Here is a 23,103-nt window from a genome sequence, read left to right as displayed (position 1 = left end):
CAGTCGCCGCAGAGCCGTTGGTCCTCGCGAAAGTGGAAAAGGTCAACAGGATTGGGCCGGGACCGACACCGCTCCCCGCCGGCATCGGCGCACAAGATCCTCGGCACGCTCACCCGCCCCGGTGACTCAGCCACCGCGCCTGGCGGGTCAGCGTCCGGTTGACGATCGCCACCGCGGCCTTGAGGTGCCGATCGGCCTGATCGACGTTGGTGATGAACTCGGCGTCGTAGTTGTTCAGCGTCTGCCCGAGCACCGAAAGGCACATGTGCGCCGCCGCATGGGCGTCCACCGCGGCCGCGTTGAGTTCCGCGGTCAGATCCCGATCCGGGGCGGGTAGATGGGCGGACAGGTCGACCCCCGCGGCATCGTGCATCCGCTGGCATGCCGCAGCGAGCCCGGGGCCGTCCATGCTCCCCAGCGCTTTTCGCGAATCGTCGAGGGCCTGTTGCAGATCGGTGACGTGCGGATAGGCGGTGGACCACCATTCGGCGAGCGCGGCGCGTTCTGAGGGTCCGATGCGGTCGGTGGTCGGTCCACCGCCGCCCAGCACGATCGCGACGATGCCCGACGCGACGGCGACAGCAATGACGATCGCGAGCCCGACGAGCACCGGGAAGCTGCGATACCAGGCGCGACGCGAAGTGACCTCGGGCCCGGCCTCGAGCGCCGGCGGGGGCACGGCCGGGGGTGTCGGCACCAAGGGCTCGGTCATCGCGGCCGGACCACCGTCACGGGTATGTCGACCGAGTGGGCCACCGCGGAACTGACCGACCCGAGCAGCATCCCGGAGAATCCGCCCCGGCCGTGGCTGCCCAGGACGACAAGCTGTGCAGCACAGGATTTTCCGATGAGGTGGCGGGCCGGCTCGTCGAACTCGACGTGCCGGTGGATTCGCACGTCCGGATACTGCTCCTGCCAGCCCGCCAGACGTTCGGCGAGGACCTCTTCGGCGTACTGCTTCTGGTCTCGCCACGCCCGCCCCTGTAGTGGCAGTCCGCTGCTGTCGCTCCACACATGCACCGTCACCAGGTCGACCCGTCGTCGGGCCGCCTCGTCGAAGGCCACCGCCGTCGCCGCTTCGGACACCGGTGAGCCGTCGATGCCCACCACGACCGGCGCCGATGCATCGGGGAGCCGTCCGCCCTTGGTGTGCACGACCGTCACGGGACCGTGGGCGTGGTGCAGCAGACCGTCGCTCACCGACCCCAACACGAGCCGGCTCACAGTCCCCATGCCCCTACTGCCCACCACGACAAGCTGTGCATCCTTGGAAACCTCCACCAGCGCGGGCAGCACCGACGAATACCGCACCTCGGTGCGGACTTCGATGCCCTGCCCCGATGCCGCCGCCATCGACAGCACCTCGGTACGCGCGCGGGACAGGGTCTCTTCGGCGTTCTCCCGCTGACACTGGGCGACGGTGTCCTGCAACGGCACCATCGGCCAGGTCACCACGGTCGGCGCGATGATGTACACCACGGTGAGCGGCATTCCGAACAGCTGCGCTTCCCGGGCGGCCCACCGCAGCGCCGCACCGGACTCCTGCGACCCGTCGACCCCGACCACGACGCCGAACTGCGCCGAACTGTCCGCCATCTGTCGTCCGATCACTTCGAGTAGCGCCCGGCGATGTAGGTGCTGGCCACCACCATCACGGCGATGACGACGGCAATGAGCACGGCGGCTGTCGGCCAGTCCATGGTCGCCCTCCTGATATCGCCCGATCCTGCACATCACGCTAAGGCTGCGCACCGGAACAGCATTAGGGCCGTTGGTCCCGTTCTGAAGGTGCCGATTGGCGCTCTAGACGACCAGTACTGCAGCCCCGGCGATCCGGCCCGCGCTCAGATCGGCGAGGGCGACGTCGGCCCGCTCCAGCGGATAACGCGGCGCGGTGACCTCGATGTGGTGCGTCTCGACGAAGGCGAGGAATTCCCGCGCATCCGAGCGTGTGTTGGAGGTGACCGACCGCAGCTGGCGCTCCTGGAACAGGTGTCGCTGGTAGTTGAGCACCGGAATGTCGGTGAGATGAATCCCCGCGACCGCGAGTGTGCCGCCCCGGTCGAGCGCCGCCAGGGCAGGTAGGACGAGTTCTCCGACCGGCGCGAAAAGTATTGCGGCATCGAGCGTCACCGGCGGGGGATCCGCGGCGCCCTGCGCGGACGCCGCCCCCAGGGCCAGTGCCAGTTCGCGCGCCCGCGCGCCCCGCGTCATCACGTGGACCTCGGCCCCCTGGGCGAGGGCGACCTGTGCGGTGATGTGTGCGCTACCGCCGAATCCGTAGATGCCGAGCCGCCCTCCGGTCGGCAGCTCCGCACGCAACAAGGAGCGGTAACCGATGATGCCGGCGCACAACAGCGGCGCCAGCTCGGCCTCGGAGTAGCCGCTGGGCAGCCGGTGTACGAAATCAGCGGGCGCGGTGAGGAATTCGGCGTATCCCCCGTCGGCGTCCCAACCGGTGTAACGCGACTGCGGGCACAGGTTCTCCCGACCGCCAATGCAGTACCGGCACGTCCCGCAGGTATGGCGCAGCCATGCCACGCCGACCCGATCACCGACGGCAAATTCCGTACCGGCCTCTGGTCCCAGCGCCACGACCTCACCCACCACCTCGTGACCGGGTGTGACATGCCGGTGATGCACCGGCAGGTCGCCTTCGACGACGTGCAGATCGGTCCGGCACACCCCGCACGCCCGGACGGCGATGAGCAGATCGGAGCCGGCTGGCTCCGGGGTGCGGGCGGTCGACAGTTGCATTGGACGGGCGGCGATCGGTCCCGGAGCGCGCACCCGCCACGCACGCATATCGGTCAATCCAGCGCCGCCACGTGTTCGTGGGTGACGGTCTCGATGTCGCGCGCAGTCCGCTCCAGCAGTCGACGCGCCAGATCGGACAACGCCCGCGCCACGGCCAGTTCGTCCCCGATGGCGGGAACGTCCCGGTCGGACGGATTGCACCGGGCCAGACCGACGCCGGTCACATGTGTTTCGTCCCAGACCAACCATGCCGTGGCGCGGGTCTGACCGTCGTGCTCGTCGACCGAGACGCCGACCGTCCACTCTTTCGGTGCCCGGATCGAGTCCGTCATGATGAACTCCTTCGCTCGATGTCGACCGGTCTGCACGAGGCTAACGCCTGCCTGAACCACGCCGTAGGGCCGAATGGATCTAGCCGACCGGCCGTTCGGCGCGGTGGCCGGGCAGGTGCTGCGATCAACCCGCATTCACCGCCTCAGCCGCGGGACAGCGGCACACGCCACGTCAGTCGCGTACCCCCACCCGGCGAACTGTCGATGTCGAACGCGCCGCCGGCGACCCGGGCCCGCGAGGCCAGGTTCCCGAGGCCGCTGCGTCGGCGATCGTCCGCGGCGATGCCCCGGCCGTCGTCACAGATCCTGATGTGGACATCGTCGCCGACGGTGACCTCCACGCTGATCGCCGATGCCCCCGAATGACGGACAGCGTTGCTGAGCCCCTCCAGCACGACCGCCTCGGCATCGTCGACCAGGGAGGCGGCCACCAGGTCCATCGGACCGGACAAGGACAGCGTCGCCGCCACGTCACGGTCTTCGGTCAGGCGCCAGAACACATGCCGAATGCGGGTGGCCAACGCCCCGTGCGCGTGCGTCGGCTTCTGCAGGTTGAAGATCGTCGACCTGATCTCGGAGATCACCGCCTGCAGATCGTCGATCGACGCGGACAACCGGTGGGAGATCTCCGGTGATCGCACGCGGGCGGCGACTCCTTGCAGGTCCAGACCCACTGCGAAAACCCGCTGGATGACCTGGTCGTGCAGATCGTGGGCGATGCGCTCCCGGTCGGTGAGCATCGCAAGTTCGGTGGCCGCACAGCGGGCCCGGGCCATCGTCAGCGCGATTGCCGCGTGGTCGGCGAAGTGACGCACCGGGACGAGGTGGCCGGCGTCGAATCCGGGTGCGCATCTGCCGCGGGCCAGCGCCATGACACCGACGCACTGCTGGTCCGCGCGCAGTGGCACCACGATCGCCGGACGTTCACCCGCGTCGGTGAAGGCCGGGATGGGCCGGCGGAACGCCTCGGTGATCATCGGCTCACCCGTCCTGAACACCGTGCCGGTGGTCGAGCCGCACACCGGAACCTGTTGGCCGAGAACATCTTCCGCGCATGGACCGAAGGCGGCGGCCACGGTGAGCGTAGCGGCTTCCCAGGCCGGGCGGTCGGGTTCGGTCGGTATGAGAACGATCCCCTGCTCTGCGTCGGTGAGCTCGCAGGCACGGCGCGCGATCAGCTGCAACGGACCCAGGTAGGGTTCGTCGTCGGTGAGCACGGCGGCGGTGATCTCTCGGCCTGCTTCGGTCCAGCGCGCGGCGGCACGGACCTGTTCGAACAGCCGGGCGTTGTCGAGGGCCACCGCGGCAATCGAAGCCAGCGCTCGGGCCGAGACCTCGGCGCCGTCGGTGAAACTGAAATCCGGCCGATCGTCGGCGAGGTACAGACTGCCGAACGGCTCACCGCGAACGTGGATCGGCACCCCCAGAAAAGCGCGCAGCGCGGGATGGCCGCGGGGGAATCCGGCCGCCGCGGGGTGGACGGTGAGGTCGTCGAGGCGCACCGGGTCGGTGCCGTGGCGCAGCAGGCCCAACACACCCGCACCGACCGGAAGGCGGCCGATGGCGTCCACTGTCGCGGTATCCACCCCGTCGTGCACAAACGAGGTCAACGCGTCATCGTCACCCCACACCCCGATGGCACCGAAGCGGGCCGCGGTCATCGCCTTGCCGGCGCTCACGATGCGGTGCAGCGTCGCGTCCAATTCCAGCTCGGAACCGATCTCGATCGCCACCTGCAGCAGCTGGCCCATCCGGTCGCGGTCGACGGCCAATTCGCCGAGCAGTTGGTGAATGCGCCGCAGATCGTCGGGGCCCCGCGACCCGCATACAGACTGATTTCGGTCTCTCACGGTCACCCCCGTACGGATGCGTCAATTGTCGCAGCCGACGGTGCGGCCGTACATGGTTGGCGGGGACGAAATTTCCGACAAAACCGCAGATCAGAGCGCCTGCCGTTACGGATAGCAGTAACATTGCACGTCATGGCCGCCGCTCGGTTGCACTGCGGTGAGTGTGGACTCGCCTTCTACGGTCGCGCCGACGCCAGGTACTGCTGCGCGGCGTGCAAACAACGCGCCTATCGCAGTCGGGAACGCCGCCGCACCGCCGCCGACGTCGTACCGCCGGCCGCGGCGGTCGCCCGGGCACGCCGGATCCGGCGCGAGGCCGCCGCCCTGCGCCGGCGGGCACAGGCGGTGCGGCGAACGGTCCAGGCCGCCCACCGCGGCTGACTACGGTTGCGCGCCGGGCCGCTCCACACGACCGGCCCCGGCCAGGGCGCGCACATCGATCAACCTGGCGATGTCGAGAGCGGTCACGATACCCACGGCCCGGCCCGCCTCCAGCACCACGATGCGGTTGCCGGTGCTGCGATCGAGGCGCTCCAGCACCTCGATGAGCGGCTCCCCCGGACCGGCGGTCGCCATCCGGTCCCCCGGGACAGCGATGTCGGCCAGTGGAGTGCCACCGCGCTCAGCCGGCGGGACGCCGCGGATCTGGGTCAATGTCACCAGGCCGGTGCACCTGCCGTCGGCGGAGGCCACCGGGTAGGCCGAATGTCGATCCGCCAGAAGCACCTCCTCGACAAAACGGTCCACCGGCATCGCTTCGGTGACGGTGCGCGGATATCGGGTCATGACGTCAGCGACCCGGAGCCCGGCGAGCGCCGTGCGGGCCTGCACGGCGGCTCTCTCCGCGCGCGACGCGGTGAGCAGGAACCACCCGATGAACGCCAGCCACGCTCCGGCGATGACGGCGCCCAGCAGCAGTTCGAGCAGGCCCAGCCCGATCAGACCGTAGGCGACCGCGCTGCCTGCCCGCGTCGCGTCCACTGCCGCGCGGACGGGATCGCCGTGGCGGTGCCAGAGATAGGCACGCAGGATGCGTCCACCATCCAACGGTGCGCCCGGCAGCAGGTTGAACACCGCAAGGACCGCATTGGCCACCGCCAGCCACGTGACCACCGCAGTGACCAGCGGAGAGGCCCCGGCCGCCGTCAGCGCCGCCGAGGTCGCGGCGAACAGCCCGGACAGCGCCAGGCTCAATGCGGGACCCGCTGCGGCCATTCGGAACTCGTCCCGTGGCGTGCTCGCGTCCCCGGCGAGCCGTGCCATCCCGCCGAACAACCACAGGGTCACCTCCGGCACCGGGATGCCCGCACGGCGGGCCACCACCGCATGGGCGAGTTCATGGGCGAACAACGCCGAGGCGAGCAACGCCGAACCGCACAGACCGGCCAGCCAGTACGCCGCCCGCGGATAGCCCGGTGCCGTCTGCGGGAGGGTGCTGGCCAGGCTCCACGCGAACAGCCAGACGACGACCACCACACTCCAATGGACACTGAGGGTGAGGCCGCGCACCCTGCCCAGCACCAGAGGGCTGCCCACTCTCGCCTCCCCGCCGCTCACGACGACGTCGCGTGGTTCCCGACGTACCGGACGACATCGGCGAGCGTGCGCAGCTTCTGGTAGTCCGATTCGGGGATCTCGACTGCCAACCGCTTGTGGATGCCGACGAGAAAGTTGAGCCAGTCCATCGAGTCGAGGTCCACCTGATCGCGCAACAACGCGTCGTCGTCGATCTCGCCGGGTTCCACCTCGGGGGCGATCGAAGTCAGCACCGACAGGATGTCGACGCGGATGTCCTGCTCTGTTCTCATGGCGTCACGTCACTTCTCGAGTTGTTCTGGCTGCTGGAGCAATTGGTCGATCGCGGCGAGGAACATCGCGCCACGGTGCCCGTCGCTGGCCCGGTGGTCGGCAGCCAGCGTGGCCGACACCGCGGTGCCGATCCGGATTCCGCCGTCCACCGCGCACACCCGCTGCGCCGGCTTCCCGAACCCGACCAACGCCACCTGGGGTGGGTAGATAATGCCGAACACGGCGTCGACCCCCTGGTCCCCGAGGTTGGTGACGGTGATCGTGGGGTCCGACATCTCCGAACTGCGCAGGGAGCCGGCTCGGGCACGGGCCACCAGGTCGGTGAGATCGGACATCACCTCGTCGAGCTTCTTGCCCGCCACGTCGTGGATCGCGGGTGCGACCAGGCCGCCGTCGCGCAGCGAGATCGCGACACCGACGTGAACGCCGTCCGCGGGGATGAAACCGTCGTCGCGCCAGAACCCATTGAGCTCCGGGAAGCGCTGCGCGGCAACCGCAACCGCCTTGACCTGGAGTACGGCCAGAAGGATGCGGTCGGTGATCGAACGTTGTGCGTTACGCTCGGCCAGCCATTGCAGTGCCGGGTCCAACAGGATCTCGTGGACCAGGTAGTAGTGCGGGATCTCACGCTTGGACCGGCCCATCGCCGCGGCGATCGCGCGCCGCATCTCCGCGCCGCGACCCCCGGGAGCGGCTTTGGCCGGCGGACCGGCTTGCGGTGGCGATTGCGGGATCGACGCCGCGGCGTGCTCGACGTCGGAGAGCGTGACCGCGCCCTGCGGGCCGGTGCCGGTCACCGCCTCCACGTCCACGTGCAAGCCGACGGCGAGCCGGCGCGCGGCCGGTGACACCCAGCGACGGTGTCCGGAGGGGACCGCCGCAATCGGCTGCCTGGCAAGCTCGGCCGGGCCCGATTGCCTCGCAGGCTCGGCGGGGCCCGATTGCCTCGCAGGCTCGGCGGGGCCCGATTGCCTCGCAGGCTCGGCGGGGCCCGATTGCCTCGCAGGCTCGGCGGGGCCCGATTGCCTCGCAGGCTCGGCGGGAGCCCCCCGCGACGCCTCCGCGACGGTCTCCCCGGGCGCCAGCAGCCTGGCCAGCGGGGTGCCCACCGACACCGTCTGCCCGACCGGGACCAGCAGTTCCCCGACCGTGCCGTCCTGCCAGCATTCCACCTCCACGGCCGCCTTGGTGGTCTCGACCACCGCGACCACCTGGCCGCGAGTGACGCTGTCACCCGGCTTGACCAGCCATTCGTTGAGCGTGCCCTCGTCCATGTCGGCGCCGAGGGCGGGCATCGCGAAATCGATCACTGCAGCCCCCCGAACAGCCCCCGTACCGCGGCGACGATGGTGTCCCGCTGCGGCAGCGCCGCCTCTTCGAGATGGCGGGCGTACGGTACCGGCACCTCTGCGCTGCACACCCGCGCGACCGGAGCGTCGAGGTCGAAGAAGGCATGCTCGGTGATCTGGGCGCTGATCTCGGCGGCCAGACTGCCGGTGCGCCAGCCCTCGTCGACGACCACCGCCCGATGGGTCTTGGATACCGAACCGACGAACGTCTCGGTGTCCAGCGGTCGCAGCACCCGCAGATCGACGACCTCGCAGGCGATTCCGGCCATCGCCAGCTCGTCGGCGGCGTCGAGCGCCTTCGGCAGACAGCCGCCGTAGGTGATCACCGAGACATCCGCACCAGGCCGGCGCACCACGGCGCGGGCGATATCTGTCGGTCGCAAGGTCTCGATGTCCGCCGAGGTGTTGTAGAGCAGGACATGCTCGAACACGATCACCGGGTCGGGATCCTGCAAGGCCGTGCAGAGCATGCCGTAGGCGTCTTCGACGGTGGCGGGGGCCACCACCTTGATGCCGGGGATGTGGGCATACCAGCCCTCCAGGCTGTGCGAGTGCTGGGCGGCCAACTGGCGTCCGGCGCCGGTGGCCATCCGGATCACCAGCGGCACCGAGAACTGTCCCCCGGACATGTGGCGCAGCGCCGCAGCGGTGTTGACGATCTGGTCCAGCGCCAGCAGGCTGAAGTTGACCGTCATGATCTCGACGATCGGCCGCAGCCCGCCCAGCGCCGCTCCGATTCCGATGCCGACGAATCCCAGCTCGGACAGCGGGGTGTCGCGCACCCGGTCCGGCCCGAACTCCTCCAGCAGACCTTTGGACGCGGCGTAGGTACCGCCGTAGCGACCGACGTCCTCACCCATCAGCAGGACCCGCGGGTCGTCGCGCAGCGCGTCCCGGATGGCGTCGTGCACAGCGGTGCGATAGCTCGTCTTCATCGGTCTCCCCCAGACGCCGTGACCACATCGCGCGCCAGATCCTCGACGTCTTCCCATGTCCCGGCCTCGGCGAATGCGACGGCGTCGTCGATCTCGACAGCGGCCGCCTCCTCGATTGCGGCCACGTCGTCGGCTCCCAGCAGCCCTTCGCCGATGCAGCGGTCGGTGAACAGCTGGATCGGGTCGCGCTGACGCCACTGCTCCACCTCGGTCTTCTCCCGGTACAGCTCGGGGTCGAACATCGAGTGCGGCCGGAACCGGTAGGTGCGGAACTCCACGAAGAACGGGCCGCCGCCACGACGGATGTGTTCGACACCCTCCTGGGCGGCGAACCGGCACGCGGCGACATCCATCCCGTCCACAGTCAGAGTCGGCACGTTGTAAGCGGCGACCTTCACGGCCAGATCGGTCTGCGACTGCTCCAGTGCGAGAGCGGTTCCCATCGCGTACAGATTGTTCTCGCAACAGAACAGCACGGGCAGACGCCACAGGGCCGCCATGTTCAGGGATTCGTGGAACGCGCCCTCGGCGACCGCACCCTCACCGAAGTAGCAGGCGGTGACCGCGGACCGCCCCTGGTAGGCGTCGGCGAGGGCGAGCCCGGCCGCCAGCGGCAACCCGCCGGCGACGATCGCGTTACCGCCGTAGAACCGCCGGTCGGCATCGAAGAGGTGCATCGAACCGCCTCGCCCGCGGGAGCAGCCCTGGACCTTGCCGAACATCTCGGCCATGATCGCCGTCATCGGCACCCCTCGGAGCAAGGCGTGCGCATGCTCGCGGTAGGTCGCGACCACGGCGTCGCCAACCGCCAGCGCGCGCAGCGAGCCGGCGGCAACCGCTTCCTCACCGACGTAGAGGTGCAGAAAGCCACGAATCTTGCTCGCGCTGTACAGTTCTGCGCACTTCTCCTCCATCCGGCGGACCCGCACCATGTCCGACAGCAGGTCGTGCGCCTCGACGGTGTCCATCACGGCGTCGCCGTCGCGGCACCGACCCCGCCGGCGGGCTCGACGGTGGCTGCGGTCTCGATGGTCGAGGTGTCGCCCTCCGGCAGACCGAGCTCTCGCGCCTTGAGCAACCGGCGCATGATCTTCCCGCTGCGGGTGTGCGGCAACGCGTCGGTGAACTCGATCGACTTGGGTGCGACAGCGGCCCCGAGTCGTTTCCGGGCGTGCGCGAGCAACTCTCGCCGCAGTGCCTCGTCGGCCTGGTATCCGTCGCGGAGCGTGACGAACGCTTTCACCACCTCGCCGACGGTGGGATCGGGCACCCCGATGACGGCGGCTTCGGCGACCACCGGGTGGTCGGTGAGCGCGTTCTCGACCTCGAACGGACCGATCAGGTGCCCGGCGGACTTGATGACATCGTCGGCGCGGCCGACGAACCAGAAATACCCGTCCTCGTCGCGCTTGACCATGTCACCGGTCAGGTACCACCCGTCGGCGAACGTCTTGCGGTACCGCTCGTCCTGGTGCAGGTAGCCCCGGAACATCGACGGCCAGCCCGGTTTGAGCGCGAGTTCACCCTCCACGTCCGGGGTGTCGATCACCTCGGTGGACCCGTCGTCGTGCCGGCGCACGATCGACGCCTGCACCCCGGGCAGGGGCCGGCCCATCGATCCCGGTTTGATGTCGAACGCGGGCGTGTTGGCGATCATGATCCCGCCGGTCTCGGTCTGCCACCAGTTGTCGTGAATGGGCAGCCCCAGTACGCGTTTGCCCCACCACACCGCTTCGGCGTTGAGCGGCTCACCGACGCTGGCCACGAACCGTAGGCGCGGAAACCGGAAGCCGGCCGCCAGCTCGGCTCCGGCCTTGACCAGCATCCGGATCGCCGTCGGCGCGGTGTACCACACCGAGACGCCCTGGCTTTCCAGGATGCGGTACCACCGTTCGGCGTCGAAGTCGCCCTCGTCGACCACCGATGTCACTCCGTGCAGCAGGGGCGCGATCACACCGTAGGACATCCCGGTCACCCAGCCCGGATCCGCTGTGCACCAGTAGATGTCGTCGTCGTGGAGGTCGAGGGCGAACCGCCCGGTGACATAGTGCATGGTGACTGCGCCGTGAACGTGCAAGGCGCCCTTGGGTGTTCCGGTGGTCCCGCTGGTGAAGTGCAGCAGGGCGGGGTCGTCGGCGGTGGTGGGTTCGACGGGTGCGCCGTCGACGGCCGCGTCCATCCACCGCCAGAATCCCATCGTCTGGGGATCGGAGCCCTCGGCGGCGTGGTCGTCGATGACGAAGACGTGCTTGAGCGAGGTCAGCGAGTCCCGGATGGCCGCGACCTTCTTGCGGTAGAAGGCCCTCGTCGTGATCAGCACCTGAGCGTCACCGATGCTCAACCGCGTCGCGATGGGCTCGGGACCGAACGCGGAGAACAGCGGCGACACCACACTCCCGTTGCGCAGCGCACCGAGGATCGTGATGTAGAGCTCGGGGCACCGGCCCAGCAGGGTGAATACCCGGTCGCCCTTGTTCACCCCCAACGAGCGCAGCACGGCGGTGAACCGGGTGGCGAGTCGGCCCAGCTCCGCGTAGCTCAGGTCCCGGACACTGAGCCCGCCGTCCCAACCGGACGCCGACACGAACCGCAGAGCGGTCCGGGTCGACGCCGGCCCCTCGGCGTGCCGGTCGACGGCCGCATAGCCGATGTTGCACAGGCCCTCACCCATGCCCCCGCACAGGTTCGGCGCCGTCGACCAGTCGAAGGACGCACAGGTACTTTCATAGTCAACGAGATTCGGTGCGACCCGCCAGTCCTGCGCGGTCTTGTGGATGACGGTCACGACGACGCGCCGGCGCTGGGCGGATGCAGGACGCCGATCCGCGCCGCTGCACCCAGGTTGGCCATCACCCGCTCGAGTAGCGCACTGTAGGCGGTGCCGTCGTCGTGCAGTTTACGAAATCCGCGATGCAGCAAGAAGACGTCGAGCCTGCGGTCGATCGGCCACTGGGCATAGATTTCGCCGGTGAATTCCGAGCGCAGGAATTGCCATGCGACGTCGTCGAGTTGGCGTTGAGTCGGGGCGGGACGGTCGGTCGACGTCACGGGCATGGTCGCTTCCTTCCGGGGGCGGATCGACCTCATCGTTTTCCGTGACCGGCGCCACACAATAGAGACGAAAGTCACCAGTGCCCAACAGGTGCCTTAGGTCCCTGAAAGGGTGTCCGCTTGACCCTGCCCGTGCCCCGGCGGCGCCGGTGACCATCAGGTATGTCTTCACCAGCGACCCGGTCGGCCAAAGACGCCGTGCGGACCTTCAACAAGCACGTGCTCAACCCGGTCATGCTGCTGCTTGCGGGCCGCAGACACTGGTACGCCGCGGCGATCCGGCACACCGGGCGCACCACGGGCAAGGCCCGCACCACACCCGTCGTCGCAGAACGAGTCGCCGATGGATTCATCATCCCGCTGCCCTACGGCACCGGCGTCGACTGGCTGCGCAACGCACAGGCCGCAGGGCACGCGACGATCACCGCCGACGGACGGTCCTTCGACGTGGGCGACCCGCAGCTCATCGACGCGCCCACCGCGGCCGCCGCACTGTCTGCACGCAGACGGCGCACCTTCGAGCGCTTCGGGATCAGACACTTCGTCAAGTTCACCTTCGCCGACAGATCCGACAGCGAGGCCCACCATGGCAACTGACCGGGCAACGGACCGGGCAACGGACCGCCTGCACACCGTCGTCGACGCACCCGGACCCTTCGTCTCTCTCTTCATCGACGACAACCGGGACAATCCCGACGCCGAGCAGCAGACCGCCGCGCGGTGGCGGGCGATCCGACGGCATCTCGAGGACAGCGGGGTGACCGAACACGTCGTCGGTGCCGTCGAACGGGCGGTTCTGCACAGCGAGCCGGGGGTGGGACGGTCCGGCCGGGCGGTGATCGCGGGTCGTGAGGGCGTGCTTTTCAACGTGCACCTCCACACACCGCCGTCGATCACGGTGCTCAGGGTGTCGGAGTATCCCTACCTGCTGCCGCTGCTGGACCTGACCACGTGGCCGCCCTCATATGTGTTCGCTGCAGTCGACCATCTGGGCGCCGACCTCACCTCACACCGGGACGGCGTCGTGCGGCACGAAACGGTGCAGGGGCCGGGCTACCCGGTCCACAAACCCGCCAGTGCCGGCTGGCAGGGGTACGGCGACCTGCAGCACACCACCGACGAAGCCGTGCGGATGAACGCCCGCGCGGTCGCCGACCGGCTCACCGAACTCGTCGACGACGGTGCCGGGGAACTGGTCTTCCTGTGCGGTGCGGTCAGTGCCCGAGCCGACATCGACGGCTATCTGCCGCACCGCGTCTCGGAGCGGGTGGTGTCCCTGGCGGCGGGGCCGCGGGGCGGACGGGCCCGCGAACATGAGGTGGCAGACCGCATCGATGCCGAACTCGGGCGCCGCCGAGGGCGTGCGACGGACGCGGCGATCGCGCGGTGGCGAGCCGAGACCGCACGGGGCTCGGGCCTGGCCGTCGAGGGCCTTGCCGACGTGTGCGCGGCGCTGCGCTACGGTGCGGTCGACACGTTGATCCTCGGCGACGTCGGCAGCGCCACCGTCGTGTGCGGCCGGCAGCGGACCACGATCGCGCCGGACGCCGACGCGCTCTCCGAACTCGGGGAGGCGCCGAGCCGGATCGCGCTGGCCGACGAGGCCGTGCCGTTCGTGGCGCTCTCGATCGATTCCACGCTGGTGCGCGCCGACGACACGGCGGCTCCGGCCGACGGGCTCGCCGCGCTGTTGCGCTATCCGCTCGAACCGGTCATCGGCCGCCGGCCGAGCTCCTCCTCGGCGACCTCGTGGGGTGACCGGCGATGACGGTCACCGACGGCCGCCGCACCCTGTGCGCGGCCCAGGGCATTCTGGTCGCGCTGCAACAGTGCAGCCTCGACGACGCACTGCTGGACCTCATCGGGACTGCGCGGCGCCACAACGTGGCCCCGTTGCGGCTGGCGACCGCGCTCCTCACCAAAGCTCAGGGCACGCCGGCGCCGGCGGATGACCCGCTCGACGCCGTCGTCGATGTCGCGTGGGGACCCCTGCTCAAGGCCGCAAGACTGCCCTGACATCGGCGGGCAACTGGTCCAGGGCCTTGGTGAGTTGGGCCGGCGGGAGCAACCGCAGCACCGCCGCGGTCGCGGTCGAGGCGGCCTTCGGCACATCCTGCACCGCGATGTGGGCATCCCGTGCGAACCGCACGATGTAGGTCTTCTCGTCGAACTTGACGGGCACCGCACCGGGATCCCATCCCGCGTAATACACCCCCCTGATGAGGTCGGGCAGCTGCGCGGCGAAGTGCGCGGCCGCTTCGACGGTGAGCCGGTCCCGCAGAGTGTGCAGCCAGGCCCGCAACACCCCGTAGGCGAATTCCCGATCGTCGGTGTCGAATTCCCGGGCGACCTCGTTGACCCAGGTGTGCGCCGAGTGCATCGCATGTTCGAGTCCCGAAACTTTCGCCGACCCCGGGACTTTGGATGTGGTGCTCATGTGCGCCTCCTGCCGTTTCCCCACAGCAGACCGCGGCGGCACAGTACCCGGACAGGGCCGAAAGTCACCGTGACGGTCTAGGTCCGCCGGGCGACGATCACCGGGATCCGGGAGCCCTCCGCGACGGCCGTACTGACCGATCCGAGCAGCTTCCCGGCCAGGGCGCCCCGGCCGTGGCTGCCCAAGACCACGAGTTCGGCGCGTTCGGCTTGAATCAGCAACTGGCGCGACGGATTCGCGAAGCGCACCAGCAGGTGCACCGCAACCTCCGGGTACCGCTGCTGCAGGTCGGACAGTGTCTCACGCAGGAAATCCTCGGCTTCGCGCTCCAGCGTCGAGGACTGAGGGTCGTGCGCGGCCGGGGTGTCCGCGTCCTTGCACACGTGCAGTGCCAACAGATCGGCCGCCCGTCGGGACGCCTCGTCGAACGCGATCGCCGCCGCCGACATCGAGGTCCGCGAGCCGTCGATGCCGACCAGGATCGGCCGCCGCCCGGGCCCCGCTTTCGGTGGCACGTCGTCGTGCACGATCGCGACCGGGCACCGGGCGTGGTGCAGCAGCCCGACGCCGATCGACCCCACCGCGCGATCACGCCGCCCCGTCCGTCCGTGACTTCCCACCACGACCATCTGCGCGGCAGCGGAGACGTCGACCAGTTCGGGCACCGGCTTTCCGTGCATTTGCCTGGTCTCGACGACAGTGCCGGTGTCACCGCCGACCGCGGCGCGTCCCACCGATACCGCTTCGGCCAACACCTGGGCCGCCTCGCCTCCGGGCTCCTCCCCGGCTCCCGCGTCGGAGACCACATGGACGATGGTGAGGGGGACGTGGCGTAGCCGGGCTTCCTCACCCGCCCAGCGGACCGCGGCCAGTGATGACGGGGATCCGTCGGCCCCGACGACGACTCCGTGCGGTGCAGTCGCTGCTGACATGCCGGCTCCTTTCGGAGGGTGACGATGCTGTCACGGTAACCGCCACGGCCCGCGCCAAGTGGAGGCATTGGTCGCGAATCTGGTGCCAAAAGACCTCTGGGGAAGGCCGCACAAGAGGATCAGACTCCAGGTACGGCAACGCGAGCGTGGTTGCGCGCAAGTGAGGAGAACACCGCGATGAGCACATCGGACTTCGCCGCCGGCGAGTACAGCGTCGACGACGACGACCAGTTGCAGCCCGAGGACACCCTCGTCGACCGCGGCCTCGACGACATCCTCGACGAAGGTTTCTCACCCCCCGAACACCGCTACAGCCGTGGTGAATTCGAGGAAGCAGATCCGGCCGCGCGGATCAACACGCTGTTCGACGACGACGAGCGGCAACGTTCCGATGCCGCAGAACGGGAGACGGAGTTCCCGCGTCGGCGTGAGGTCGGTCGCAGCCGGGCCGGCCGGCTGGTCGCTCCGGACCTGGGTTTCGGTGAGGATTGCGAGGCCGATCTGGTCGCCGACGATGTCGGCATCAGCGGTGGGGCCGCCTCCGCGGAGGAGGCCGCGGTGCACATCATCGACGACGACGAATGACCGCGGGCAGCGATGGACAGTGACCGCGCCGCCGGGATCTGGGCGGCAGTCGCGCTGCGCGCGATGCGCGAAAAGACAGCGCTGTCACCGCAGCACGCGTGCGGGGAATGTGTGGATGCGCTCACCGTGAGCGGGGCCGGGCTGATGCTCGCGACATCGCCGGACACACTCGAGCCGGTGTACTTCACCGGCGACCACGCCGGCGAGGCCGACGACCTGCAGAGCACCCTGGGCGAGGGGCCGGGCATCGATGCGTCGGCCACCGGCCAACCGGTACTCGTCGACGATCTATCGTCGGCCGCCGTCCGGCGACGGTGGCCCGTGTTCACCCCCGAGGTGGCCCCGCTGGGAGTTCGGGCCGTGCACAGTTTCCCGCTCGCGCTCGGCGCGATCCACGTGGGTGCGCTCAACCTCTACAGCGATGCCCCCCGCGACTTCAGCCGGGACGACCTGGTGGACGCGCTGATCTACGCCGATACCGCACTGTTGCTCGTGCTCGACACGCGCAGCGGGATCGACACCTCCACCGAAGGCGCGATCTCGGACGGTCAGACCCCGGCGCTGTGGCGTGCCGAGGTACATCAGGCGGCCGGAATGGTGTCGGTGCAGCTGGGCATCTCGGTGCTCGACGCGCTGGTCCGATTACGGGCACATGCCTACTGCCAGCACCTGCCGCTGCCGGCGGTCGCGCGTGCGGTGGTGGAACGCCGGCTGCGTTTCCAGGACGAACCGTCATGACCGCCGGTCCGAACCCGTCGGTCACCAGCACGTTCGTCGAGCTGGCCGAGATCCTGGTCGCGGACTTCGACCTCGTCGATCTGCTGCACCTGATCGCGGCCCGGGCACAGGAAATCCTCGGCGTCGACGCGGTCGGTCTGCTATTGGCCGACAGCCACGGCGGGCTCAACGTCATCGCCGCATCCACCGAACAGGCCCAGGTTCTGGAACTTTCGCAGTTGCAGAACAGCGAGGGGCCCTATCTGGACTGCTACCGGTCGGGGCTTGCGGTGAGTTGCCCGGATCTGCGCACCGAGACCGCGCGTTGGCCGCTGTTCGCCCCCGAGGCGCTCGCCGCGGGATTCGCCGGCGTGCATGCGCTGCCGATGCGTCTGCGCGATGAGCTCATCGGCGGGATGAACCTGTTCAGCATCGCCCCGGGCGATCTCGACCACGACATCCTCGCCGTCGGGCAGGCGCTGACCGATGTCGCCGCCATCGCGCTGCTTCACGAACGCACCGCGGGCCAACACAAGCTGCTCATCGAAGGCCTCCAGACTGCGCTGAACCGTCGCCTGGCGGTCGAACAGGCCAAAGGCGTCATCGCCGAACGGACCGGTGTGGAGGTCGATGAGGCATTCGAGATGCTGCGCGCCTACGCCCACGCCCAGCAGCGCAAGCTCGCCGACCTCGCCGACACCGTCATCCACGGCGGGTTGACACCGCCGCGCCGTGACCCCGATCAGGACCGACGTCGCGGCCCAGACCACGCGACAACGACCGACAAGGACGACAAGGACGACAAGGACGACAAGGACGAGAAAGAGAGGTAGGGATATGTCACGCACCCACGACCCCGAGGCGGGTCGCCGGCGCAGCACCGGCATCGTGGACGCCCCGGTCCGGATTCCGGCCGGCACGGTGGCCGTGGACGGCTATCTCACGGTCCCCCAGGATGCCAGAGGTGTAGTGGTGTTCGTTCACGGCAGCGGAAGCAGCCGGCACAGCGTCCGCAACCGCTATGTCGCCGAGGTGTTGAACGCAGCGGGTTTGGCGACTCTGCTTTTCGACTTGCTCACTCCGGCCGAAGAAGCCGACCGCGCCAACGTGTTCGACATCGGGCTGCTGGCCGGCCGACTCCTCGACGTCACCGAATGGCTGGCGATCCGCCCGGAAGTCCGTTCGTTGCCCGTGGGCTATTTCGGTGCCAGCACCGGCGCGGGCGCGGCCCTGACCGCCGCGGCGGACGAGCGGGCCGACATCGCAGCGGTGGTGTCCCGCGGGGGCCGGCCCGACCTGGCCGGCGCGCACTTGAGCGAGGTGACCGCGCCGACCCTGCTGATCGTCGGCGAACGCGACGAGCTGGTGCTCGAACTGAATCGCCAGGCACAGCAGGCGATTCAGGGGGAATGCCGGGTCGCCGTGGTACCCGGTGCGACGCATCTGTTCGAGGAGCCCGGGACCCTGGAGCAGGCCGCCGCCCTGGCCCGGGACTGGTTCGTCCGGCATCTGGCACACCAGTCCGCAGCCACGTGACCCCGGCCTCCGACGGTCACATCTCGCAGGACCGGCCCACACACCCCCCACTGAAATCCGGGCCGGCCTGGGCCAGCGCCGGTGCCGGCGCGGCGAAGGTCAGCACCTGGCCCGGGCGGCTCCCATACCGGTAGACGGTGATGCCCTTGACCTTGGCCGACCAGGCGGAAAGGTAGATCGCACGGACATCCTCGACCGACGCCTCCGCGGGCAGGTTCACGGTTTTCGAGACGGCGGCATCGACGTGTCGCTGCACCGCCGCCTGCATGCTCAGGTGCCACCGCGGTGCGATCTCGCCGGCGACCGGGAACGCCGCGCGCACATCGGCGGGCAGCTGCCGATGACCGCGGACCCCGCCACTGCGCGCGATCTCGGTGACCAACTCCTCGGTGTAGAAGCCCCGCCGCCGCGCCAGCCGGTCGAAACACGGGTTGACCTCCAGCAGGTGTCTGCCGAGGACGGCGCGGGTGTAGGCGATCGCGAACATCGGTTCGATCCCGGCGGTGGTGCCCGCGATCAGTGCAATGGTCCCGGTCGGCGCCACCGAGGTGACCTGTGCGTTTCGCCGGGGTTGCCCCCGCGCCAACCGGCTGTCGGCGAACGCCGGAAACGGGCCGCGGTCGGCGGCCAGCTGCCGCGAAGTCTCGTGCGCGGCGCGCTGGATGCGACTCATCACCGCACCGGCCAGCCGCACCCCTTCGTCGCTGTCATACGGAATTCTCAGTGCGGCAAGCATTTCCGCAAGACCCATGACGCCGAGGCCGATCTTGCGGGTGGCCCGGGTAGCCGCGCCCAGCTCGTCGAAAGGGTACCGGCTGACGTCGATGACGTCGTCGAGAAAGCGCACGGCCAGCGCGGTGACGTCGGCCAGACGGTCCCAGTCGACACCGTCACCGGCGACCAGGTGGGCCAGGTTGATCGAGCCGAGGTTGCAACTTTCGTACGGCAGCAGCGGCACCTCACCGCAGGGGTTGGTCGCCTCGATACGGCCGAGCCGGGGAACCGGATTGGCCCGGTTGATCGGATCGAGGAACAGCAGCCCCGGGTCGCCGCAGGCGTGCGCCGCCTCGCAGATGGTGCCGAACAGTTCGACCGCGGGCATCGTGGCGACCGTGCGTCCGGTGCGCGGGTGTACCAGGCGGTGCATTCCGTCGCCCCGAACGGCGCGCATGAAGGCATCGCTGACGCCCACCGACAGATTGAATTGCGACAGACGGTCCGGCGACTGCGCCTTCGCCGTGACGAACTCCCGGATGTCGGGGTGCGACACGTCGAGCACACCCATACAGGCCCCGCGCCGGCGGCCGCCCATGGCGACGACCCCGGCGGCGGTGTCGAAGAGTCCCAGGAATGACACCGGCCCGCTGGCGCAGCCGCCGGTGCTTGCGACCCGGTCTCCGGCGGGCCGCACCCGACTGAACGCGAAACCGGTTCCGCCGCCGGCCTGTTGCACCTCCGCGGCCTGACCGAGCGCGGCGAAGATCGACCGCAGCGAATCCTGCACGGGCAGCACCACGCAGCCCGACAACAAGCCGAGTTCGGTGCCGGCGTTCATCAGGGTGGGTGAGTTCGGCAGAAAGTCCAGGCGGCGCAGGGTCGTCGCGAACCGCTCGGCCCACTGTCCGGAAGATCCCGGGCGGTGCTGGTCCTCGGCGGCGGCGACCCAGCTCGCGACGCGGTCCATCATCTCGCCGGTCGACTCCGTCGGGTGTCCCTGCTCGTCGCGGCGCAGATACCGTTCGCGCAGTACGGTCGCCGCGGCCAGGCTGAGCTTCAGTTCGTCGCGAACTTCGAGAAGAGTTTTGGCCGAACGGATTTCGGCATGGCGTTGCCGGTAGATGATGTAGGCGCGGGCGACGTCGCCGAGTCCGGCCTCCCCCAGCCGGGCCTGCACCTGCTCCTGGATCGTCTCGACGGGTGCGATGCCGGGCCCCAGCGCGTCGGCGACGTCCGCCGCCACGGTGGCCGGCATGTCAGGGTCCTCGCAGGCCACCTCGCGTGCGGCGCGTGAGACCGCCGACTCGATCCGACTCACGTCGAACGCAACCAGCGTCCCGTCGCGGCGCCGGACCTGGGCGGGTCGGCGTCGCGACGCCGGGCCCCGGTGTGTCGCGGCGGTCATCGATCCCCCTTCGGTGCGCACCGATACTGCGCCGAACGGACGCGCATCGGAAGGGCACGATGCCCTCGGCGGCGGGGGCGAAAGTCCCTCCCGAGCAGCGCGTCCGGAGCGCGGCGCGCGAGGGACTTTCTCCCCCGATCGGGACACCCAACGGCCCTAACGGTCTGGTTGCGTCCACGACGATGCTGAAGAACGACGACGCTGAAGCCCGGACGCTGACACCGGTGACCTGAGGAGCTGACCATGACCGTGCTGGATCAACAACAGGCGGTGGACCAGAACGAGACCGCCGTGCACGGCGCCGAGGAACAGCTACGTGCCCAGGTGCGCGATGCGGCGATCGCGAAGATCGGGGCGCACGGGTTTCGGACGCCGGTCCGGGCCATCGCCGCGGCCGCGGGTGTGGGCCAGGATGTGGTATTCGACCTCTACGGCTCCAAGCGCAATCTCATCAGGGCCTGCGACGACTACGTGGTGGACACCATCCGCACCTCGAAAGCCCGGGCGCTGCAGTCACATGACCCGGGCACCTGGCTGGCCGCGCTCGCCGGCATCGAATCGTATGCCCCGCTGATGGCCTACCTGGTTCGCAGCATGGAGGACGGTCAGGGGCTGGGTTCGGACTTGCTGGATCGAATGATCGAGAACGCCGTCGACTACCTCGACGACGGGGTCCGCGCCGGCACCATTACCCCGAGTCGTAACCCGCGGGCGCGCGCGATGTTCCTGGCGCTCAACAACGCCGGGGGTTTCCTGCTGTACCGGCGGCGGCATCGCACCCCCAGCGATATGGCTGCGGTGCTGCGTGACTATGCCGCCGACATGCTGACGCCGGCTCTGGAGCTGTACACCAACGGCCTGATGACCGATGCCACCGTGCTGGACGCGTTCACCGACCCTGCCCGATAGCCCGCCCGGACATCACCTCAGTGGCGCACTCCAGTACAGCCGGGTGCCGCCGGCGGGACCCGGTTCGACGGTGAACGTGCCACCTGCGTCGGCGGCCCGCTGCCGCAGGTTGGTCAGCCCACTTCCGGTGATGTCGGCGGGGATGCCCCGGCCGTCGTCGACCACCTCGATGGACAGTAGATCCGCCGCGGAGACACTGACCGCCAGGCTGGTCGCCTCGGCATGGCGGATCGCGTTGCTGACCGCTTCGCGCACCACGGCTTCGGCGTGGTCGGCCAGAACGCCGTCGACAACGGACAACGGTCCCGAGAACTGGACGGTGGTGTGCACCCCGGGGGTGTTGAACGCGGCGATGGCCTCATCGAGGCGCTGGCGCAGCCGGGTGCTGCCGCCGTGCCCGCTGTGCAGGTCGAAGATCGCGGTCCGGATCTCGTGAATCACCTGCTGCAGGTCATCCACACATTCGGTGAGCCGTCCCTGGACCTCGGCCGATCGGGCCCGCGGGATGGTGCCCTGCAGCGCCAGCCCCACCGCGAACAGCCGCTGGATCACATGGTCGTGCAGGTCGCGGGCGATCCGGTCGCGGTCGGTGAGCACGTCGAGCTCACGCAGCCGGCGCTGGGTGGTGGCCAGCTGCCAGGCCAGCGCCGCCTGGTCGACGAACGCCGCCATCATGTCCAGTTCGTCGGCGCTGAACGGCGGCGCCCCATCCGGCCGCAGCGCCACCAGCACCCCGGCCACCGAGTCGGTCGTCCGCAACGGCAGCACCAGCGCCGGGCCGGGTGTCGCGTGCTCGGGGTCGAGTTGCAGCGCATCGAAGCGCCGGGGCGTCCTGCCGCCGAAGGCATCGCCGATCGCGCCACCCTCGGCCGGGATCGCTGTCAACGCAGCTGCCGGGCTGTCACCGGCGGTCGCGGCCACCACCAGCTCGTCGACCGGTCCGGTCAGGTCATCGAGGTCGGGACGCACCGCGACCAGTGTGGACTGGGCGCCGCTGAGGTGTCGCGACTCGTCGGCGACCAGCCGGAACACGGTGGACGGATCGACTCCGGAAAGCATCTCGGTGCCGATGTCGCGGGTGGCCTCGATCCAGGACTGCCGCATCTTGGAATGCTCGTAGAGCCGCGCGTTCTCGATCGCGATGCCCGCCGCGGCCGCCAGCGCCTGGACCAGCACCTCGTCGTCCTCGCTGAAGGGTGCCCCGCCTGCCTTCTCGGTCAGGTACAGATTGCCGAACACCTCGTCGCGGATGCGCACCGGCACTCCGAGGAAGGTGCGCATCGGTGGGTGATCGGCCGGGAAACCCACCGAGGCCGGGTGCTGGGAGATCCGGTCCAGCCGGATCGGCTTGGGATCATCGATCAGTACGCCCAACACACCGCGCCCTTCGGGCAGGTGCCCGATCAACTCACGGGTGGCCTCGTCGATGCCCTGATAGATGAACTCGACCAGTTCGTGGTCGTGTCCGCGGACCCCGAGCGCGCCGTAGCGGGCGTCGACCAACTCGATCGCGGTGCGCACGATGGTGCGCAGGGTTTCGTCGAGTTCCAGCCCGGAGGTCACCACCAGCATCGCGTCCAGTAGCCCGTCGAGCCGGTCCCGGCCTTCGACGATCTGCTCGACGCGGTCCTGAACTTCGTTGAGAAGCTCACGCAGCCGCAGCTGCGACAGCGTGTCCCGCAGCGGACGCATGCTGGTCTCAGCGTCCGACTTCCCCTCGCCGGTCACGGGTCCATCGTGCCACCAACGAAACGGGAATGTGACAACTCGACGCGAATTACC

24 protein-coding genes and 1 pseudogene are annotated in these 23,103 nt (G+C 69.4%); 9 read left to right on the top strand and 16 right to left on the bottom strand.

Features of this window, described 5'->3' with window-relative positions; translation table 11 throughout:
* Positions 1–109 precede the first annotated feature (109 nt).
* The 5 genes from ACNUDN_RS06040 to ACNUDN_RS06020 form a co-directional block, all read right to left on the bottom strand.
* Entirely contained in the window at positions 110–712 is a 603-nt protein-coding gene (locus tag ACNUDN_RS06040) for a hypothetical protein (RefSeq protein ID WP_419121106.1), read from the bottom strand.
* Positions 709–1,596 (bottom strand): universal stress protein, encoded by an 888-nt coding sequence (locus ACNUDN_RS06035; protein ID WP_419121105.1) that lies wholly within the window; start codon positions 1,594–1,596, stop codon positions 709–711. Before ACNUDN_RS06035 ends, ACNUDN_RS06040 begins: the two co-directional genes overlap by 4 nt.
* A gap of 207 nt (positions 1,597–1,803) precedes the next feature.
* Positions 1,804–2,805 (bottom strand): zinc-binding alcohol dehydrogenase family protein, encoded by a 1,002-nt coding sequence (locus ACNUDN_RS06030; RefSeq protein ID WP_431959521.1) that lies wholly within the window; start codon positions 2,803–2,805, stop codon positions 1,804–1,806.
* A gap of 5 nt (positions 2,806–2,810) precedes the next feature.
* Positions 2,811–3,089, bottom strand: coding sequence for a DUF1876 domain-containing protein (locus ACNUDN_RS06025; RefSeq protein WP_419121104.1), 279 nt, complete (start codon positions 3,087–3,089; stop codon positions 2,811–2,813).
* Positions 3,090–3,232: 143 nt separating this feature from the next.
* Positions 3,233–4,840 (bottom strand): sensor histidine kinase, encoded by a 1,608-nt coding sequence (locus ACNUDN_RS06020; RefSeq protein ID WP_419125030.1) that lies wholly within the window; start codon positions 4,838–4,840, stop codon positions 3,233–3,235.
* Between the two features lie 231 nt (positions 4,841–5,071).
* On the opposite strand from ACNUDN_RS06020, the gene ACNUDN_RS06015 reads away from it, so the two are divergent.
* Complete coding sequence (locus tag ACNUDN_RS06015; protein ID WP_419121103.1) at positions 5,072–5,320, top strand: hypothetical protein; 249 nt, start codon at positions 5,072–5,074, stop codon at positions 5,318–5,320.
* Here the strand turns inward: ACNUDN_RS06015 and ACNUDN_RS06010 are convergent, their stop codons facing one another.
* The 7 genes from ACNUDN_RS06010 to ACNUDN_RS05980 are packed head-to-tail and all read right to left on the bottom strand — an operon-like array spanning position 5,321 to position 12,086.
* Entirely contained in the window at positions 5,321–6,475 is a 1,155-nt protein-coding gene (locus tag ACNUDN_RS06010; protein ID WP_419121102.1) for a site-2 protease family protein, read from the bottom strand.
* A 17-nt stretch (positions 6,476–6,492) separates the two neighbouring features.
* Positions 6,493–6,747 carry an acyl carrier protein gene (locus ACNUDN_RS06005; RefSeq protein WP_419121101.1) on the bottom strand — a complete coding sequence of 85 codons (255 nt, stop codon included), beginning with the start codon at positions 6,745–6,747 and terminating at the stop codon, positions 6,493–6,495.
* A gap of 9 nt (positions 6,748–6,756) precedes the next feature.
* Complete coding sequence (locus ACNUDN_RS06000; protein ID WP_419121100.1) at positions 6,757–8,058, bottom strand: dihydrolipoamide acetyltransferase family protein; 1,302 nt, start codon at positions 8,056–8,058, stop codon at positions 6,757–6,759.
* A complete protein-coding gene (locus ACNUDN_RS05995) occupies positions 8,055–9,032 on the bottom strand; it encodes an alpha-ketoacid dehydrogenase subunit beta (protein ID WP_419121099.1) in 978 nt (325 codons plus the stop codon). Before ACNUDN_RS05995 ends, ACNUDN_RS06000 begins: the two co-directional genes overlap by 4 nt.
* Complete coding sequence (gene pdhA, locus ACNUDN_RS05990) at positions 9,029–10,000, bottom strand: pyruvate dehydrogenase (acetyl-transferring) E1 component subunit alpha (RefSeq protein WP_419121098.1); 972 nt, start codon at positions 9,998–10,000, stop codon at positions 9,029–9,031. The genes ACNUDN_RS05995 and pdhA overlap by 4 nt, the downstream gene beginning before the upstream one ends.
* Positions 10,000–11,817: an acetate--CoA ligase gene (acsA, locus tag ACNUDN_RS05985; protein ID WP_419121097.1), complete on the bottom strand. Its 1,818-nt coding sequence runs from the start codon at positions 11,815–11,817 to the stop codon at positions 10,000–10,002. The genes pdhA and acsA overlap by 1 nt, the downstream gene beginning before the upstream one ends.
* Complete coding sequence (locus ACNUDN_RS05980; protein ID WP_419121096.1) at positions 11,814–12,086, bottom strand: hypothetical protein; 273 nt, start codon at positions 12,084–12,086, stop codon at positions 11,814–11,816. Before ACNUDN_RS05980 ends, acsA begins: the two co-directional genes overlap by 4 nt.
* Positions 12,087–12,245: 159 nt before the next feature.
* Between ACNUDN_RS05980 and ACNUDN_RS05975 the strand changes: the two genes are divergently transcribed.
* Genes ACNUDN_RS05975 through ACNUDN_RS05965 form a run of 3 tightly spaced genes read left to right on the top strand, consistent with a single transcriptional unit; the run spans position 12,246 to position 14,099 of the window.
* Complete coding sequence (locus ACNUDN_RS05975; protein WP_419121095.1) at positions 12,246–12,680, top strand: PNPOx family protein; 435 nt, start codon at positions 12,246–12,248, stop codon at positions 12,678–12,680.
* Positions 12,670–13,851: an Rv2629 family ribosome hibernation factor gene (locus ACNUDN_RS05970; protein WP_419121094.1), complete on the top strand. Its 1,182-nt coding sequence runs from the start codon at positions 12,670–12,672 to the stop codon at positions 13,849–13,851. Before ACNUDN_RS05975 ends, ACNUDN_RS05970 begins: the two co-directional genes overlap by 11 nt.
* Positions 13,848–14,099, top strand: a complete 252-nt coding sequence (locus tag ACNUDN_RS05965; protein ID WP_419121093.1) for an ANTAR domain-containing protein — start codon at positions 13,848–13,850, stop codon at positions 14,097–14,099. The genes ACNUDN_RS05970 and ACNUDN_RS05965 overlap by 4 nt, the downstream gene beginning before the upstream one ends.
* Here ACNUDN_RS05965 and ACNUDN_RS05960 read toward each other — a convergent pair.
* Together ACNUDN_RS05960 and ACNUDN_RS05955 are read right to left on the bottom strand one after the other, a co-directional pair.
* Positions 14,077–14,520 (bottom strand): DUF2267 domain-containing protein, encoded by a 444-nt coding sequence (locus ACNUDN_RS05960; RefSeq protein ID WP_419121092.1) that lies wholly within the window; start codon positions 14,518–14,520, stop codon positions 14,077–14,079. The genes ACNUDN_RS05965 and ACNUDN_RS05960 overlap by 23 nt on opposite strands.
* Positions 14,521–14,597: 77 nt before the next feature.
* The gene (locus tag ACNUDN_RS05955; protein ID WP_419121091.1) at positions 14,598–15,452 is read right to left on the bottom strand and encodes a universal stress protein; all 855 of its coding nucleotides are present in this window, start codon (positions 15,450–15,452) and stop codon (positions 14,598–14,600) included.
* A 177-nt stretch (positions 15,453–15,629) separates the two neighbouring features.
* On the opposite strand from ACNUDN_RS05955, the gene ACNUDN_RS05950 reads away from it, so the two are divergent.
* From ACNUDN_RS05950 to ACNUDN_RS05935, 4 genes and pseudogenes are all read left to right on the top strand, one after another.
* On the top strand, positions 15,630–16,037 hold the full coding sequence (locus ACNUDN_RS05950; RefSeq protein WP_419121090.1) for a DUF5709 domain-containing protein: 408 nt from the start codon (positions 15,630–15,632) through the stop codon (positions 16,035–16,037).
* Between the two features lie 12 nt (positions 16,038–16,049).
* A complete protein-coding gene (locus tag ACNUDN_RS05945; RefSeq protein ID WP_419121089.1) occupies positions 16,050–16,775 on the top strand; it encodes a GAF and ANTAR domain-containing protein in 726 nt (241 codons plus the stop codon).
* Entirely contained in the window at positions 16,772–17,587 is an 816-nt protein-coding gene (locus ACNUDN_RS05940) for an ANTAR domain-containing protein (RefSeq protein ID WP_419121088.1), read from the top strand. Before ACNUDN_RS05945 ends, ACNUDN_RS05940 begins: the two co-directional genes overlap by 4 nt.
* Before the next feature lie 73 nt (positions 17,588–17,660).
* Positions 17,661–18,290, top strand: a pseudogene (locus tag ACNUDN_RS05935) (dienelactone hydrolase family protein); the annotation flags it as partial.
* 16 nt (positions 18,291–18,306) lie between these two features.
* On the opposite strand, the gene ACNUDN_RS05930 reads toward ACNUDN_RS05935, so the two are convergent.
* Complete coding sequence (locus tag ACNUDN_RS05930) at positions 18,307–20,412, bottom strand: adenosylcobalamin-dependent ribonucleoside-diphosphate reductase (protein ID WP_431959514.1); 2,106 nt, start codon at positions 20,410–20,412, stop codon at positions 18,307–18,309.
* Positions 20,413–20,703: 291 nt separating this feature from the next.
* On the opposite strand from ACNUDN_RS05930, the gene ACNUDN_RS05925 reads away from it, so the two are divergent.
* On the top strand, positions 20,704–21,321 hold the full coding sequence (locus tag ACNUDN_RS05925) for a TetR/AcrR family transcriptional regulator (RefSeq protein ID WP_419125029.1): 618 nt from the start codon (positions 20,704–20,706) through the stop codon (positions 21,319–21,321).
* A 12-nt stretch (positions 21,322–21,333) separates the two neighbouring features.
* On the opposite strand, the gene ACNUDN_RS05920 is transcribed toward ACNUDN_RS05925, so the two are convergent.
* Positions 21,334–23,013 (bottom strand): sensor histidine kinase, encoded by a 1,680-nt coding sequence (locus ACNUDN_RS05920; protein WP_419125028.1) that lies wholly within the window; start codon positions 23,011–23,013, stop codon positions 21,334–21,336.
* Positions 23,014–23,103 lie beyond the last annotated feature (90 nt).

The sequence above is a fragment of the Mycobacterium sp. smrl_JER01 genome (assembly GCF_048513595.2).
Taxonomy (GTDB): domain Bacteria; phylum Actinomycetota; class Actinomycetes; order Mycobacteriales; family Mycobacteriaceae; genus Mycobacterium.
Note: the sequence above shows the minus strand (reverse complement) of the source record. Positions and strands in the feature narration are given on the sequence as shown.